Raw genomic sequence first — 16,109 nt, forward strand, 5'->3', positions numbered from 1 at the left:
GCCCCGAGCCTCGGCTCGGGGCGGGGGTGCCTAATCGTGCCGGAGAAGGGACTCGAACCCTCACACCCGAAGGCACAGGAACCTAAATCCTGCGTGTCTACCAGTTCCACCACTCCGGCCGGCGGTGGGAAGTCTACGTGCGGCTGTCCCAGCCCTCGCTCACGGCGTGCCACCGCTCGGCCACGTGGGCGATCACGGCGTCCGGCAGAGGCCCGGCATCGACGGCGTCCGCCGCCTTCGACAGGTTGTCCACGCTCGTCGTCCCGACGATGGCCGAGCAGACGCCAGGGGCGAAGGCGCTGAAACGGAGCGCGAACTCGCCCATGTCGAGGTCGACGTCGTAGGCGAGTTCCCGCAGGCGGTCCCAGTAGTAATCGCCGTACTCCCCCGTCGGACGCTCCGCGTGGCGCCACATCCCGTTGGCGAGGGGACGCTTGGCGATGATCCCGAGACCGGCCGCGGCGGCGTCCGGCACGGTGGCGCGCAGGTTGTGCTGGTCAGCGATGTTGACCGACGTCTCGATCGAGGCGAAGCGGCAGGACGCGACGGCGGCGGCCAGGTCCTCGTTGTCGCCCGAGTAGGCGACGACGCGGATCTTGCCCTCGCGGGAGAGGGCGTCGAGCTCGTCGGCGAGCGAGCCGTCCTCGAGGTGGCGGGCGTCGCAGGAGTGGAGGTGCATGATGTCGATGCACTCGGTGCGCAGGCGCCGCAGGGAGTCCTCCACGCCCGGCCGGATGATGCCGGGCGTCCAGTCGTCGTGACCGGCGATGGCGTGGCCGCACTTGCTCGACAGCACGAACTCGTCGCGGCGGTGGCTGATGTGGCGGCCGATGCGCTCCTCGCTGTCGCCGTAGCAGTGGGCGGTGTCGATGAGCGTGATGCCCAGGTCGAGGGCGTGGCTGAGGACGCGGCCGGCCGCGTCGTCGTCCATGCCGCCGTAGCCGATCTGGCCCGCGCCCAACCCGAGGGGGGACACCATGAGGCCGGTGGAACCGAAGGAGTGCGTCTGCATGCCTCCATCTCACCAGATCACACGAGGTGCAGGGCAGGGTCGTCCGCCGAGAGCGTACGAACCGGGCCCGGGCCTGTCTCGCGGGTCTCGAAGCGGACGGTCACCCGCCCCAGGCCGGCGCCCCACACCCAGCCGGCACCGTGCTCGTCGTGGACGACGTCGGCGCCCGGGGTGAACGACGGCACCCAGCGGGGGCGGACGGCCTCGGGCGCCGGAGCGTCCGGAAGCGGCAGATCGGCGTCGGTGTGGGTCACCACCGCGCCCTCGGCGTCCGGCTCGAAGAGTTCCTCCTGGGCGGCAGGGGTGAAGCCGGCGACGCCGACGCCGAGCAGGCGGAACCCGTCCTCGACGGCCACGTCGTCGAGCAGCCGTCGCGCGATGCGAGCGATGGTGGATGCCCGATCCGTGGCCCCGTTGAGGGTCAGCGATCGGGAGAGGATGGTGAAATCGGGACGCTTCACCTTGAGCGTGATCGTGCGGGCGAACAGGCCCTGCTGGGCCACACGCTCGGCCACGATGCGGGCATCGCGTTCGATGACGGCGTCCAGCTCGTCGCGGTCGCGGACGTCGGTCGAGAACGTGTCCTCCACCGAGATGGACTTCGCTTCCCGGTCGGGGCTCACGGGGCGATCGTCCCGGGCGAAGGCCAAGTGGTGCACCCATTCGCCGTTGGCCTTGCCGAGCTCGCGGACAACCTCTCCGTGGCTGAGCGCGCGAATGTCGGCCACGGTACGCACGCCCAGGCGGCTGAGTCGCTCCATGGTGGCGGGGCCCACACCGGGGATGGCCCTCGCCGGCAGGTCAGCGATGGTGTCCAGCTCCGTCCCGGGCTCGATCACACGCAACCCGTCCGGCTTGGCCAGCTCACTGCCGACCTTGGCGATGAATTTACTCGTGCCCACCCCCACGGACGCCGTGAGGCCGTGGGTGTCCGCCTGGACGCGGGCGCGCAGGTCCTCGGCGAGCTTGGTGACCGCCGCGGGGCTCACGTCGGGGTGCGCCCCACCCGTGAGATCGACGAACGCCTCGTCGAGGCTGAGGGGTTCGACGAGAGGGCTGAGCTCGCGCAGCAGACCCATCACGATCTGGGAACTCTCGCGGTAGGCGCGGAAACGTCCGGACAGGAACGCCGCGTGCGGGCACAGCCGGCGCGCTTCGTGCATGGGCATCGCCGAGTGGACGCCGAACACGCGCGCCTCGTAGGAGGCCGTCGACACCACTCCGCGGGAGCCCACTCCCCCGACGATCACCGGCTTCCCGCGCAGCGACGGCTTGTCGCGTTGCTCGACGGCGGCGAAGAAGGCGTCCAGGTCGAGATGCAGGATCGAGGCGGCGAGCCTCACGCGGTGACCACCTGCCATCAGCTCCGACGGTCGGCGGACTTCCGGAACTTCGGCTTGTCGCCGTACTCGCGCCTCGACGAATCGCCCCTGCCGGAATGCCGGCCGTTGTCCCGTTCGAGCTCGATGAGCTTGCCGGAGATCCGGGTCGAGCGCAGCGCGTCCCACACCTCCTGGGGCATCTGGGCCGGCAGGTCGACCAACGTGTGATCCGCCCGGATGTCGATGCGTCCGAAATCACCACGGCCGAGGCCGCCCTCGTTGGCCAGAGCCCCCACGATCATGCGAGGGGCCACGCGCTGGCGGCGTCCGACGGCGATGCGGTAGGTGACGAGCGGGCCGCCCGAGCCCTCCCGGGTGCGCCGGGGGCGATCCTCCCGGTCACCGGCCGCGCCGCGCCCGCGGCGTCCGCCGTCGTCGTCGGAGAAGGAGCGGACGGCGGCCGGGGGCTCGGGATCCATGAGCATGGGCTCGTCACCCTGCCGCACTGCGGCGAGGGCGGCGGCCACGTCCACCTCGGGAACATCGTGCTCGCGCACGTAGTGAGCCACGACATCGCGGAAGAAGTCGATATTGGCGCGCTCGCCCAGCGCCGCGGTGATGGCCTCGTCGAAGCGGGACAACCGGGTGGCGTTGATGTCATCGGCGGTGGGTAGCGCCATGGCCGTGAGCTCCTGGCCGGTGGCGCGCTCGATCGCCTTGAGCAGCCGGCGTTCGCGAGGGGTGACGAACGAGATGGCGTCCCCGGAGCGCCCGGCGCGGCCGGTGCGGCCGATGCGGTGGACGTAGCTCTCGGTGTCGGTCGGGATGTCGAAATTCACCACATGGCTCACCCGCTCGACGTCCAGGCCGCGGGCGGCAACGTCGGTGGCGACCAGGATGTCGAGCTTGCCGCTCTTCAGCTGGTTGACCGTCCGCTCCCGCTGCGCCTGGGCCAGATCGCCGTTGATGGCCGCGGCGGCGAAGCCACGGGCGCGCAGCTTCTCGGCGACCGTCTCGGTGTCGTTCTTGGTGCGGACGAACACGATCATGCCGTCGAAGTTCTCCACCTCGAGGATGCGCGTGAGAGCGTCCACCTTCTGCGGGTAGGAGACGATCAGATAGCGGTGCTTGATGTTCGGCGCGGTGCGCGTCTGGCCCTCGACCCGCACCTCGAGCGGGTCGGTGAGGTAGGTCGCGGCGAGCGTCCGGATGGCCTTCGGCATCGTCGCGGAGAAGAGCGCGACCTGCTTGTCGGTCGGGGTGTCGGCGAGAATTTGCTCGACGTCCTCGGCGAAGCCCATGTTGAGCATCTCGTCGGCCTCGTCGAGCACGAGGAAGCGCAGCTGGGTGAGGTCGAGCGTGCCGCGCTCCAGGTGGTCGATGATGCGACCCGGCGTGCCCACCACCACGTGGACGCCGCGCGCGAGCGCGCTCAGCTGGATGCCGTAACCCTGGCCGCCGTACACGGGCAGCACGTGGACGCCCTTGTGGTGCGAGGCGTAGCTCTCGAACGCCTCGCAGACCTGGAGGGCCAGCTCGCGGGTGGGCGCCAGCACGAGGGCCTGCGGTGCCTTCTGCTTGAGGTCGAGGCCGTTCAGGATGGGCAGCGCGAAGGCGGCCGTCTTTCCCGTGCCCGTTTGGGCCAGGCCCATGACGTTGCGTCCGGCCAGCAACGCCGGGATCGTCTCGGCCTGGATGGGGCTGGGCCGCTCATAACCCAACTCGCGGATCGCCTTGAGCAGGCGATCGTCAATGCCGAGATCGGCAAACGTGGTGGTGGGGGCTTCAGCCTCGGTTTCGCTCACCCCACGACCGTAGTGGGTACGGACGCCTCCGCGCGCGTTCTGGTTGTCTGCTTCGCCCAGTTGTCTGCTGGGGCTCAGAATCCGTGCCGATACGCCACCATGGACGCCTCCCGCCGCATTCCCAGGGCTTCATAGAGGGCACACGCCGGTGTGCGGCTCTCCTGGACCGTGAGGTTGAGATCATGCTGGGGTGCCGCGACCGCGATGCGCCGTCCCGCCGCAGCGACGAGGGCGCGTCCCAGGCCGAGCCCGCATGCTGCGTCCGTGACGGCCACGTAGTCGAGATAGCCGGAGCCGTCGGCCTGCACGCGGCCGGCGGCGTAGCCCGCGAAGGCCCCCCGGTTCTCGGCGACGACCACGATGAAGCCACGCTCGGGGTCGAGCAACTGGCTGACGGAGTTATAGGTGTCGGGGAATTCGGCCTGGTGCAGGGATTCGATGGCTGCTGCGTCGGAGGTGCGGGCGGTGCGGACGCGGGCGCCCTCGTCCGGCCACGCGGAGGCGTCCGAGGTGACGTAGAGGTGGTTCGCCTCCGTGGCCGCCCAGCCGCGCCCCGCTGCGAGCGCGGCCATGGCGGTGTGGGCGACATCGGCGGAGATCTCGTGACGGGTGACGCCGGGCGGCAGCGCATGGAGCGCTGCGTCCAGCAGGGGGCGGGCGTCGCGAAGCCACTCACCCGCAACCCACGGACCGTGGATCCAGCTGCGGCCCAGCGACTCGTCTGAGTCGGCGATGACGACGCCGGTGAGGTGACCGTCATGATCGGACACCCAGGTGAATGCCGTCCAGTCGCCGAGATCATCCAACTCGGACGCCACCCCGTCGCGCTCGGTGCCGACGTAGGTGCACGCTCGGGCGGGGTCGCTCTGCTGCCCGACGACCAGATCCAGGACGGCGTCCCGCTCAGAGTCCCGCATGGGGCGGACCGTGACCATGGGCACTCCGTTCTACGAGACCGACGTCGGTGCAGGCTGATGGCGTTCGCTCACCCGACGATCACGGCCTGGAGCTCACCCACCGGCAACTCCCGCGACGCCGACACCACCACCGGCACCGTACCGCTGTACCCCAACGCCGACCACGCCACCGACCAATGACTCGACGCCGTCACCGTGTAGGAGCCCTCCGGCAACGACGCCCCCTCATAGACATACCCACAATCAGGCGACGGCGTCCCCGGCTTCGTACCGGAGGGCAGCGGCGACATCGACGAACACGTGACCGACTTGCCATCACCCATCGCAAACACCACCCGCTCCCGAACCGCCGACATCGAAATCGTGATCCCGTACTGCGTGGTCGACGACTGCAACGCAGCCGGGGTCTCCGTCCACAACCACAACGGATACCCCACCACCGCCATGTCCCACTCATTCACACTCGGATCCGGACCCACCATCACCTCCGGATGCGGCAAAGTCATCGACAACACCACCTCACGCGCCAACGACCGAACCACCGCCTCCGACGGCACCACCGGACCCGGCTGACCAGCCGCCTCAGCCACAACAGGATCAGCCACCGCCAACTGACACTCCGCGCTATAACGCAACAACCCCTCGCACTCAGGAATCCGAGAAATAAACATCTTCCACTGCTCCTGCTCCAGAGCTTGGGCACTAGCACGTTCAGCGGCAGACGTAGCTCGCGCACTTCCTGAACCACCACCACCGCGAGAACCGCCGTACCCCATGGATTGACCTAGCCCCCCCGCCGAGTCTTGGGCCAAGCGGGCTTGAAGTGAAGCGCGCAGGGTGACCGCGCTGCCATTTTGAAGTAGCTCGGGTGGCGGATCGGTGACCTGTTCCTCGCCAGCGCCGCCAGTATCCTGCCCCGCCCCACCCTCGTCGACCTCGCTCTGTGCTTGCTCTTCCGGAGCTGGTGCCGGGTCAGGCCCCACAGCCACCGCTGGGTACGCACAAATACCCATGAGTGCTAGAGCAACCGCTGCTGATCTTATTGCCAACACGATGCTACCTCACCCGCCTGCCCGCTCGCCATCTTCATTTGCCCGTCCTCCAAACGGAAGAACACCCGTTCGAACGCTGTCGATGAGGGAATAGGAACTCCATCCACAACAACGACCTGGTCGCCTGGCGAGGTGCACACCTCTAATGCCACTACGGATCCTTGATCCACGGCATCAGGAGCACGACGTATCCATTCAATCTCCGGAGTGCCTGAATACTCAGCGCCATCTTGACTGATGTCCAATAGAGCTTTCTCAAAGTCGGCTTGGGCGCTTCCAGTGGTAATGGCGATAAGCTCCGAGTTGATCGGCTGCTTTGAGTTGGTCAAGGCGTTGACGATCTCCATCGCTCGTCGGTACACCCGCTCTGCCTCCGCGTACTGCTCATCCCGCACCACCATGGCCTCATATTCAGCCTGATCGCACGCGTACGCCTCACCACCCGCCTCCGGCGTGCACTGAAACGTCGGCACCGGCGACGGCTCAGGCGAGGGCGTCGGCTCGACCGCGGGCGCACACCCCACAAACAGAACACCCCAGCACACCATTGCACCGGCAACAGCCATCGGCTTCACCACGCGAATCCCCCTACGTCAACGACGACCAGCCCAGCATGACACAGCACCCCAGACCCACCCCAAGCCATCCCAGAGTTGTCCACAGCCATTGCCAGCAGGGCGGGCCGCACCAGGCAGCCTGATCGCTCCGCCCGCTCCCAAGGACTCCACGGACGCGGACGCGCACCGGTGACCTTGAGTCCGCGATCCTGACGCGCGCTATTTGTGTACGGCTCCTTGCGACACGTACCGCCGCCAGCCGCCGCAGCTGGAGATGTCGGTGGCCGAGCCCAAGGCATACGGTTCGCAGACGAACCCATTCACCCATCGACCGTCGGTCAACTCGATGTGCCCCATGGCCAGAGGCGAGGCCAAGAGGTTGACGAACCGCCCGAAAGCAGCTTCGCTGAGCGCCCAGACCTCCACCTCAATGACAGTGCCATTCGCCACATCGCGCACCAGACCCGGCCGCGCAGGTTCCAGGCCCAAATCGAACAGGCGGTAGCGCGGCGCAGTGTGGCTTCGCACTACGAGGGACGCCTCAGCCTCGACGAGCTGATGGTTCAGTGGCATGCCGCTCAGATGAGCGCCCACCACCGCCACCTCGACATCGGGGGAGGTTTCACCCATCGACGGCCTCCAGCAATCGACGGTCGGCGTGCGCTGGGCCGATGAGCTGCACACCGAACGGCAGCCCGTCGACCTCGCCGGCTGGGTAGGCCAGGGCGCACATGTCGAGCAGATTCACGAAGTTCGTGTAGCGACCCATGCGCGTGTTCGCTCCGATCGGGTCAGCCTGCACCTGGTCCAACGTCGGATGCCACGTCGTGGTCGGTAAAAGCAGCGCGTCAACCTGACGCCAGAGGTCATCGGCGCGGAGTTGGTGGGCGGCCAGCGTCGCCTCGTCCTGGAACAATCGCCACGCGGGAATGTCACGTGCTCCTTGGACGATGCTGCCGACCATCGGGTCCACCTCATCGAGATGGGAGTCGACGAACGCTCCGACAGCCGTGTACCTCTCGGCGACGAACGCGCCGTCGTAGAGCAACGACGCGGCTCGCAGCAGGTCGGATATGTCCACCGTCGAGATGTCCGCCCCAGCGTCGCGCCAGTGGTCGATCTCCTCGTGGTAGGCCTCAGCCCACCCTGGGGCCAGCGCACCGAGGGAATCGTCGGTGGCCACGCCCAATCGAGTGATGGGGGACGTGGGTTCGCTCGAGCGGCGGCAAGAGACTGGATCGCGACGGTCCGGCCCCCTCATGAGTTCAGCCACGAGGGCGGCCCTGGCCAGATCACTGTCCATGACCGTCACGACGTCCAGGGAGGCGCAGGCCGGCACCACACCGACAGTGGGGACCATTCCGCGCGTCGGCTTGATGCCGAACAACCCCTGCAGGGCTGCCGGCACGCGCCCCGAGCCTGCCGTGTCCGTTCCCAGAGCAAAGTCCACCATGCCGAGGGCGACGGCGACGGCTGACCCGCTTGAGCTGCCACCGGAGATGCGCTCGGGAGCCGTGGCGTGCCGGACTGCCCCATAGGGGGACCGGGTGCCCACCAAGCCTGTGGCGAACTGATCAAGGTTGGTGCTGCCCACCACCACGGCCCCGGCGTCGCGCAGCCGAGCGACGGCGACGGCGTCCGCTCCAGGTTGGTACGCATAGGCCGGGCACGCCGCCGTGGTGGCGAGGCCTGCCACATCGATGTTGTTCTTGACGGCGAACAACAGCCCGGCCAACGGCAGGTCGGCACCTGCAGCGGCGCGCTCGAGGACGGAGGTCACCTCCGCCGACACGGTCTGCTGGTCCCGCAGGCTGATCCAGATCTCGGGACGATTCGCCTCTTCGATGACTGCGTACGTCGCAGCCACTCTGTTCACCCCTTCTCTGATGGACATCATGCTGCTGATTCCTGATCCAGCTCTCGCGGCCGCAGAATGACGAGCAAACTCCCCGGGCCGACCTGGGCCCCGGGTGCCACCACCACGTCCACCACCTCGCCGTCCTGCGGTGCGAGAATCTCCGCCTCCATCTTCATGGCCTCGACACTGGCAATCCGCTGCCCCCGTCGCACCAGGTCTCCGCGGCAGACGTCCACCCTGAACACGCTGGCGGCGAACTGTGCCTCCACCGCGTGACAGCCGTCCGGGATCTCGACTTGGACTGACTCCACGACCGCACCGGCCGCCTCCTCAGCGCGCTCGAACTCACCGGACGCCTCCCATGCCGCTCGCTCCTCCGCGAACGCAGCACGCTGCCGACTCCGGGCGGCCTCGATCTCGGTCGCATGGTCGGCGAGAAACTGACGATACTCGCGCACCGAGAAGTGCCCCTCGCTCACCCTCAGCTGGAGACGTCCGGCCGCCATGTCAGCTCGCATCTCCATCAAATCCTCGGTGCTGACGGGGTACCACTTGATCCGGTCGAAGAACCGCAACAGCCAAGGTGTCCCCTCCTCGAAGGACGCCCGCTGGCGCAGAGTGGACCACACCTGGGTGGTGCGCCCCACAAACTGGTACCCACCTGGCCCCTCCATGCCGTAGATGCACAGGTAGGCCCCACCAATGCCGACGGAGTTCTGCGCAGTCCAGGTCCGCGCAGGGTTGTACTTCGTGGTCACCAGTCGGTGCCGTGGATCCAAAGGGGTGGCGACGGGGGCGCCCAGGTAGACGTCTCCGAGGCCCATGACGAGGTACTCCGCGTCGAACACGGTGCGGTAGACAGCCTCCACCGAGTCGAGTCCGTTGATCCGGCGGATGAATTCGATGTTCCAAGGGCACCAAGGAGCATCATCACGAACGCCGTGCATGTACCGGTCGATCGCTTCCCGAGTGGCGGGATCGTCCCAGGACAAAGGCAGATGAACCACTCTGCTCGGCACCCGCAGCTCGTCGGTGGCCGGCAGCCGTTCTTCGATTGCACGCACGTGCTGGGCCATCTCCTCCACCGTCGTCACCGCAGGATCCACCTGGATCTGCAGCGAGCGGATGCCCGGCGTCATCTCGAGGGTCCCCGCCAGGCGTCCGGCGTCCCGAAGGTCCGCGATCGCCCCGGAGAGGGCATGGATGCGCATCCGGGTCTCGAGATCGAGTTGCATGGGCCCGTACTCGACCAGGACGGCCGCGTCCCCTTGGCGCCGCACGGTGAGAGATGGCCGATCGGAGCGTGGAGCCATCTCGAGCAGCACCCCACCGTCCGTCACGGGCACCTTGTCGGCGGCGGCGCTCATCCACGGACGCTCCCGCAGGGCCGCTGCCTGTGGCGCCCCGATCGGGACGAAGGTCACCGTGTTGCCCGGACGCAGCTGGCCGAGCTTCCACCGGTGCCCCGTCGGGACGGTGGCCGGACATGTGAAGCCCCCCAGGCTCGGCCCATCCGGCCCGAGCAGAATGGGCATGTCACCGGTGTAGTCGACCGCGCCCACGCTGTAGGGGGTGTCGTGGATGTTGGACGGGTGGAGACCTGCTTCACCACCGTCGGGGCGGGCCCACCGAGGTCTCGGCCCGCTGAGCCGCACACCCGTCCGAGCAGAGTTGAAGTGGACCTCCCACCCGGTGGCGTAGAACGTCTCCATGTCATCGACCGTGAAGAAGTCCGGCGCGGCGTGCGGCCCCTCCATGGCTGCGATGCGCCAGTAATCGGTGAAGTCCGGACGCTGCCCGGCCGGGACCGCCTTCACCGCCTGGGGGCTGGCCGGAGTTGCCAAGCCCACGATGTCACCCGGCCGCAGGGCAGCTCCGGTCGTGCCCCCCATCTCTCCGTCGGTGAAGGTGGACACCGACCCCAGGACGGGTGCCACGTCCAGGCCACCTTCGACCAACAGGTAGCTCCTCATGCCTGCCGTTGCCTGACCGACCTCCAAAATCTGGCCGGCGCCGACCGCAACGGGCTCCCACTGGGTCACCTGCACGCCGTCGAGGGTCAGGGGCGTGGGCGCGCCGGTCACCATGATCCTGGTGGGGGTGTGGAACCGCAGAGCCGAACCGCCCATCGTGATCTCGAGCCCGGGGGCGCCCTCATCATTGCCGAGCGCCACATTGCCCAGCCGGAAGGACCAGTCGTCCATGGGGCCCGACGGCGGAATTCCCACCGACCACAACCCCAAGCGTCCGGGCCAGTCCTGGATGGTGCACAGGACACCGGATCGGATGACCTCCAACCGCGGCTCCGTGTTGACCACCGTAGAGAGGGTGCCGGTGTCGTGGACACCGGCGAGCACCTCGGCGTCCTCCGACGCGGCCCGCAGGAGCCCCAGATTGGTGGCCATGCCCTGCACTCGGGTGTCACGCAGTGCGGCGTGCAGCTTGGACCACGCCTCGGCGCGGTCGTCCCCCTGCACGATGACTTTTGCGAGCAAGGGATCATAGGACGTGGAAACCGTCACACCCGGCTCGATCCACGTGTCGACCCGGACGCCGTCCGGCCACGAGACAGCCGTCACGGTTCCGGAGCTGGGCAGGTTGCCGAGGTCGGTGTTCTCCGCATACACCCGCGCCTCGACAGCAGCACCCCGAGGGGGTGGCGGAGCTGACACCACGTCGCGATCACCCCGAGCGAGGCGGATCATCCACTCCACGAGATCGATGCCGAAGCGTGCCTCGGTGACGGGGTGCTCGACCTGGAGTCTTGTGTTGACCTCCAGGAAGGCAGCCTCGTGCCTTTCGGCGTCATAGATGTACTCAACCGTGCCCGCGGAGCGGTAGTTGACCTGTTCGCAGAGGCGGACGGCTGCCTCGGTGATCTGAGTCCGGACGGCCTCCGGCAAGTCGGGGGCTGGTGACTCCTCGAGCACCTTCTGGTTGCGTCGCTGCAGCGAACAATCCCTGTCCCCCATCGCCACGACCCGTCCGTGGCCATCACCGAAGACCTGGACCTCGATGTGGCGCGCACGCCTCACCCGCCGCTCTAGGAAAACGCCCGCGGAGGAGAAGTTGGCTCCTGCCAGCCGACGCACGTTGTCCCAGCCGGTCCGCAGCTGCTCCGGTGTGTCGCACCCCTGCATGCCGATGCCGCCACCTCCTGCCGTCGCCTTCAGCATGACGGGGTATCCGATGCGGTCAGCCTCCAGGAGGGCGTCCTCCAGCGACGCGAGGAGGCCTGAGCCCGGCAGCAAGGGGACGCCAGCCCGCTCAGCTTGGTCCCGTGCCGTGTGCTTTGCGCCGAAAACCTCAAGCTGCTCCGGTGTCGGCCCCACGAAGCCGCGGCCGGCACGATCGCAGGCACGCGCGAAGTCGGCGTTCTCGGACAAGAATCCGTAACCCGGGTGGATCAGCCCGGCACCTTCCTGGATGGCTGCGGCAATGATCGCGTCTCCCCGTAGGTAGGACTCGGCTGCGGCCTCGCCCCCGATGTGGACGGCGACGTCTGCCTCGTGGACGTGCAGCGCGCCGCGGTCAGCATCGGAAAAGACCGCGACGGTCCGCATCCCCAACCGCTTGGCGGACCGCATGATCCTCACCGCGATCTCGCCGCGGTTGGCGACCAGCAGGGTACCCATGCTCATGCCGGGGCTCCCTCTTCGATGATCAGCTCGCACCGGCTCGGGTCGAAACCGTTGCACGGGTTGTTGACCTGCGGGCAGTTGGAGATGACAACAAGCACCTCCCGTTCGGCGCGCAGGGCAACGCTGAGGCCCGGTGCCGAGATTCCATCCACGATGCCCAAGGCCCCGTCGGGGTCGACGGGTACGTTCAGGAACCAGTTGACGTTCGACACCTGGTCGCGCTTGCCCATGCCGTGCCGATCCAACTCAGCGATGAAGTTCTCCGCGCACGCGTGCTGACCCCAGGTGTGGTGGCCGTAGCGCAGTGTGTTGGACTCCTTGGAGCACGCACCCCCCAACGTGTCGTGGCGCTCCACGTCCGTGGCGATCACGGTCAGGAGTGCGTCGTACTCACTGCTGCGCAGGACCGAACCGGTGGTGAGGTAGACAGAGTCCTGCGCCTGCAGTGTCGCCTGCGCCGAGTAGGCGTTGCGCGTGTCCGAGGCGTCATAGCAGAGAAAGTCGACGGCTTGGTTGCCATCGAGATCGATGATCGTGAGCACCTGCCCGGGCTGCAGGACGGCCGACCAGGGGGCGCGAGGGGCGAGGACTTCCCGGCTGACCGTCAGACCGTGGACGTCATGGTGAGGGGACATGGAAGGCTCCTTCGATTCAGGCCAGACCGCGGGCCGACAGGTACAGGTGGGTGTTTTCGAAGGCACGGCGTCCTTCCGGGCTCCGGTGCCACTGGGCGTCGTGCTCGCGGGTGGGTTCATCGCGCCAAGCCAGAACCGCCAGATCGGTACCCGTGTAGGTCGGGCGGGGGTCACGGGGATGGGGCTCGTTCGCGATCATGACCAGGACGGGCATCTCGGCCACCAACGTGATGCTCGCGCCGGCAGGCGCGGCCCCCTCCCACACGGGAGCACCGGCCGCATCGATACGGATGCCCTTGAAGAAGCTCATCGTGGGCGGAATGTCGCGACCCGACAGGTCGTGCTTGAGTGCAGCCAGCTTCAGCAACTCACGCCCCGCGGGGCTCGGGCCGTGAGGTGTGCCGTCTCCGTAGCGCTCACGGTTTCTGCCCAGGGAGCTGGTGCCGTAGATCGAGTCGTGGTGACTCGAGGTGTCCTCGCTGACGCTGGCCAACACGCGTCCTTGGTCGGACAAGAGGAGTTGGCCCGCGCCCGAGTAGACCTGCCACTGCACCTTCTGGGTGTCAGCCACGTTGAGGCGCTCACAGGTCTCGAGCGCGTTGTGGAGGATGACGTGCGCGCAGGCGTCCCCGTCCACATCGGTGAGGCGCAGCCGCGTGCCGCGTTCCAGGAGACGGTGGGCGTAGCTGCCGCTCCCGATCCTCTCGGCCCACACCAGCCGATCGGCCGCGAGGCCATCCGGGCCGGATGCGTCCGATGCAGGAACGGTGGGCATGGCTGGGACCACCGTTCCTTCCTGCGCTCGCGCGTGCTGCTTCGCTCCAGCCGTTGTGGCGGTGGGGTTCATCGTTCCCTCCACGTTTTCTGTCGATTGATTGAATAGCGCCTGCAGCCAGTGAACGAGACCGTTGTGTCACCCTCGTCACCGCGGCGTTACGAGCAGGTGGAGCTATCCTCGACAGCACCATGACAAGACGCGGACGGCCGAGGCTCCAGGCCTCGCCGAGCGGTAGGGGCACCCGCGCCGATCTGCTCGAATCCGCCGCACGACTCTTCGCGCGAGACGGGTTCCGCGCCAGCACCCATGCCATTGCGGAGGCAGCGGGCGTGAGGCAGGCGACGCTGTACCACTACTTTCCGAACCGGGAGGCGATCCTCCTCACGCTGCTGCTCCAGACGGTTGAACCCACGATCGCTGCGGCCGAGAAGCTGGCCACGTCCAACGCCCCGGCCCCGGCACGACTGTGGGCACTTGCCCACCTGGACGCCGCTCAGCTGGCTGCCGGCGAGGTCAACCTGGGGGCCCTCTACCTGCTGCCCGAAATTCAGACGCCCCACCTTGAACCCTTTCGCATCGCTTGGCTCGATCTCCGCGAGCACTACCGCACACTGGTGGCGTCCTGCGGTGGCGACGACACCGCCTGCGACCTGGCTCTCGGCCTGGTCGAGAGCGTCATCCTGGCCCGACGCCGCAATGACGGCAGCCCTAGCACCGATCCGCACCGCGTCGCGGACGCCGTTGTCCTGGTGGCCACCGGGCGCCCCCCCACCCAGATCCAACGGTCACTCGCAGCCGACCTCATCGCCACCTTGGACGGCTGATCCTCGCAAGGCCGCCCCGGGGCCTGAGAGCTGTTCGTTACACGGCTGACGCACCGGCGCGATCCGCTGAAACACGCGCCCGCAGGAATCTGTCACTCAACAGATATCCGGCTCAGCCGGTCTCCCTCAGGAGTGACCATGATCATTTTCGGTGTCTCCCTCAGTGTGCTCGCGGTGCTGGTCGTCGGCATCTACGTGGGGCGCAAGGTCGACGGCGATTCTGCCAACTATCTCGTCGCCGGGCGGCGGTTGGGCGTCCCCCTGGTCGCCGTGTCACTGTGCGCCGCCGCCGTGGACTCGAACGCCACTGTAGGGAACACTGACCTGACGAGCGACTTTGGGTTCTGGTCCGGCGCCTCACTGGCCATTGGCCTGGCGGTCTGCCTGCTGCTCGCCGGGCTCTTCTTGGCCAAGCCCCTCAACGGTATGGGGCTGCTGACGCTGGCCGACTTCTTCCGCATTCGTTACGGCCGGACCGTCGAGGTCGTCGCGTCCGTGATCATGATCTTCTCCTTCACACTGCTCCTCGCAGGAAACTTGGTGGCGTGCGGTTACTTGCTCCAACACTTCACCCGCCTGCCCTACACGGCCGGCATCGTCATCACCGTCTGTCTCGTCCTGGCGTACACGATTGCCGGCGGGCTCTTCTCGGACGCGTACACCGCGGTCATCCAGATGGCCATCACCGTCGTGGCTGCAGTCAGCCTGCTGGTCTGGGTGGCGCTCAGCTTCGGCATCGTCATTCCGGAAGGCATGGGTCCGCTCGACTTCGAGCAGTTGACGTCGGCGCAGATGGGTGCCCCCATCAACTGGGCCACGCTGCTCGCGCTCGGGGTCGGCGACCTGGTGGCCATCGACTTCATGCAGCGCATCTTCGGCGCGAAGAGCCCGGAGGTGGCGCGACGGTCCTGTTACATCGGCGCGGCCGCCACGGCCACCATCGGGATCATTTTTGCACTCGTGGCCCTGACCGCCCATGCGGTGCTGGGTCTCACCACGGTCGATGGGCCCATCCTGTTCCAGCTTCTGGGCAACTACGCCCCGCCCCTCCTGGCGGTTCTCGTGCTGTCAGGCATCGTGGCCGCATCCTTTTCGACCGCCTCAGGAGCGATTCTCGCCACCTCGGCTGTCGCCGTGCGCAACGTGTTCAACGTCCGCCGGTCGGTGATGCCCGGCGAGCGCGACCCCTTGCTCCTGTGGACCCGCGTAGCGATGATCCCCTTCGTGGCAGCTGCCACCTTCATCGCGGTCCGCGTCTCCCAGACCGGCATCCTGCTGACCCTGGCGTTCGACGTCATGCTGGCTTGCCTGGCGGCGCCGTTCGTCTTGGGTGTCTACTGGCGCCGGCCAGGCCAGAGCGCCGTCCTGGCCGGTGTTGGCGTGGGTCTCGTGTCCCGCGTGATCGGCCTCGTCCTCACTCCCACGGTCTACGGGGTGGACAACACCATCCTGTACATCCCCAACCCCTACCTTCAAGCCAGTGCTGATGGCTGGACGACACTGGTCGCGGCCACGCTGGGGGTGGGAACCTTCGTCGCGGTTTCACTCTTCCAAAGCCGTGGCGCCCACGAACTGCTTCGCGAGCACGAGGCTCGCGTCGAACTGAAGGCGGAAACGGACCGCGAACTGGTTGCCGCATGACCTCCACGCATCTGCCCACGCCCGGAGCCAGCCTCGATTCAGAGACCGAACCAACACCGCACGGCAC

The 16,109-nt window shown here is 67.7% G+C and carries 13 protein-coding genes and 1 tRNA gene; 2 read left to right on the forward strand and 12 right to left on the reverse strand.

Going from position 1 to position 16,109, the window contains the following annotated elements:
* Positions 1–37 precede the first annotated feature (37 nt).
* The 12 genes from PCC79_RS11350 to PCC79_RS11405 form a co-directional block, all read right to left on the reverse strand.
* Positions 38–119, reverse strand: a tRNA-Leu gene (locus PCC79_RS11350).
* Positions 120–133: 14 nt separating this feature from the next.
* Positions 134–1,012, reverse strand: coding sequence for an aldo/keto reductase (locus tag PCC79_RS11355; protein WP_232549487.1), 879 nt, complete (start codon positions 1,010–1,012; stop codon positions 134–136).
* 17 nt (positions 1,013–1,029) lie between these two features.
* The gene (locus PCC79_RS11360) at positions 1,030–2,355 is read right to left on the reverse strand and encodes a DNA polymerase IV (protein WP_232549486.1); all 1,326 of its coding nucleotides are present in this window, start codon (positions 2,353–2,355) and stop codon (positions 1,030–1,032) included.
* A gap of 17 nt (positions 2,356–2,372) precedes the next feature.
* Positions 2,373–4,139 (reverse strand): DEAD/DEAH box helicase, encoded by a 1,767-nt coding sequence (locus PCC79_RS11365; RefSeq protein WP_342371872.1) that lies wholly within the window; start codon positions 4,137–4,139, stop codon positions 2,373–2,375.
* Positions 4,140–4,213: 74 nt separating this feature from the next.
* Positions 4,214–5,056: a GNAT family N-acetyltransferase gene (locus tag PCC79_RS11370; protein ID WP_342371873.1), complete on the reverse strand. Its 843-nt coding sequence runs from the start codon at positions 5,054–5,056 to the stop codon at positions 4,214–4,216.
* 68 nt (positions 5,057–5,124) lie between these two features.
* Positions 5,125–5,517: a hypothetical protein gene (locus PCC79_RS11375; RefSeq protein WP_342371874.1), complete on the reverse strand. Its 393-nt coding sequence runs from the start codon at positions 5,515–5,517 to the stop codon at positions 5,125–5,127.
* A 578-nt stretch (positions 5,518–6,095) separates the two neighbouring features.
* Positions 6,096–6,686, reverse strand: a complete 591-nt coding sequence (locus PCC79_RS11380; protein WP_342371875.1) for a hypothetical protein — start codon at positions 6,684–6,686, stop codon at positions 6,096–6,098.
* A gap of 198 nt (positions 6,687–6,884) precedes the next feature.
* Positions 6,885–7,295, reverse strand: coding sequence for an allophanate hydrolase-related protein (locus PCC79_RS11385; RefSeq protein WP_342371876.1), 411 nt, complete (start codon positions 7,293–7,295; stop codon positions 6,885–6,887).
* On the reverse strand, positions 7,288–8,532 hold the full coding sequence (atzF, locus tag PCC79_RS11390) for an allophanate hydrolase (protein ID WP_342371877.1): 1,245 nt from the start codon (positions 8,530–8,532) through the stop codon (positions 7,288–7,290). The genes PCC79_RS11385 and atzF overlap by 8 nt, the downstream gene beginning before the upstream one ends.
* Before the next feature lie 26 nt (positions 8,533–8,558).
* Positions 8,559–12,164 carry an urea carboxylase gene (gene uca / locus PCC79_RS11395; RefSeq protein WP_342371878.1) on the reverse strand — a complete coding sequence of 1,202 codons (3,606 nt, stop codon included), beginning with the start codon at positions 12,162–12,164 and terminating at the stop codon, positions 8,559–8,561.
* The gene (locus PCC79_RS11400) at positions 12,161–12,799 is read right to left on the reverse strand and encodes an urea amidolyase associated protein UAAP2 (protein WP_342371879.1); all 639 of its coding nucleotides are present in this window, start codon (positions 12,797–12,799) and stop codon (positions 12,161–12,163) included. Before PCC79_RS11400 ends, uca begins: the two co-directional genes overlap by 4 nt.
* Positions 12,800–12,815: 16 nt before the next feature.
* A complete protein-coding gene (locus PCC79_RS11405) occupies positions 12,816–13,574 on the reverse strand; it encodes an urea amidolyase associated protein UAAP1 (protein ID WP_342371880.1) in 759 nt (252 codons plus the stop codon).
* A 191-nt stretch (positions 13,575–13,765) separates the two neighbouring features.
* Here PCC79_RS11405 and PCC79_RS11410 point away from each other — a divergent pair, with 191 nt between their 5' ends.
* Both PCC79_RS11410 and PCC79_RS11415 read left to right on the forward strand, forming a co-directional pair.
* Entirely contained in the window at positions 13,766–14,401 is a 636-nt protein-coding gene (locus PCC79_RS11410) for a TetR/AcrR family transcriptional regulator (protein ID WP_342371881.1), read from the forward strand.
* Between the two features lie 138 nt (positions 14,402–14,539).
* Positions 14,540–16,042, forward strand: a complete 1,503-nt coding sequence (locus tag PCC79_RS11415) for a sodium:solute symporter family protein (protein ID WP_342371882.1) — start codon at positions 14,540–14,542, stop codon at positions 16,040–16,042.
* The last annotated feature ends 67 nt before the right edge of the window (positions 16,043–16,109 follow it).

Origin of the sequence: Propioniciclava soli (assembly GCF_038502305.1) — a bacterium.
Classification (GTDB): domain Bacteria; phylum Actinomycetota; class Actinomycetes; order Propionibacteriales; family Propionibacteriaceae; genus Propioniciclava; species Propioniciclava soli.

Coding starts and splice junctions, on each gene's coding strand:
- PCC79_RS11355 (WP_232549487.1), bottom strand. CDS start 1,012: ATGCAGACGCACTCCTTCGGTTCCACCGGCCTCATGGTGTCCCCCCTC.
- PCC79_RS11370 (WP_342371873.1), bottom strand. CDS start 5,056: ATGCGGGACTCTGAGCGGGACGCCGTCCTGGATCTGGTCGTCGGGCAG.
- PCC79_RS11385 (WP_342371876.1), bottom strand. CDS start 7,295: ATGGGTGAAACCTCCCCCGATGTCGAGGTGGCGGTGGTGGGCGCTCAT.
- uca (WP_342371878.1), bottom strand. CDS start 12,164: ATGAGCATGGGTACCCTGCTGGTCGCCAACCGCGGCGAGATCGCGGTG.
- PCC79_RS11400 (WP_342371879.1), bottom strand. CDS start 12,799: ATGTCCCCTCACCATGACGTCCACGGTCTGACGGTCAGCCGGGAAGTC.
- PCC79_RS11405 (WP_342371880.1), bottom strand. CDS start 13,574: ATGCCCACCGTTCCTGCATCGGACGCATCCGGCCCGGATGGCCTCGCG.
- PCC79_RS11410 (WP_342371881.1), top strand. CDS start 13,766: ATGACAAGACGCGGACGGCCGAGGCTCCAGGCCTCGCCGAGCGGTAGG.
- PCC79_RS11415 (WP_342371882.1), top strand. CDS start 14,540: ATGATCATTTTCGGTGTCTCCCTCAGTGTGCTCGCGGTGCTGGTCGTC.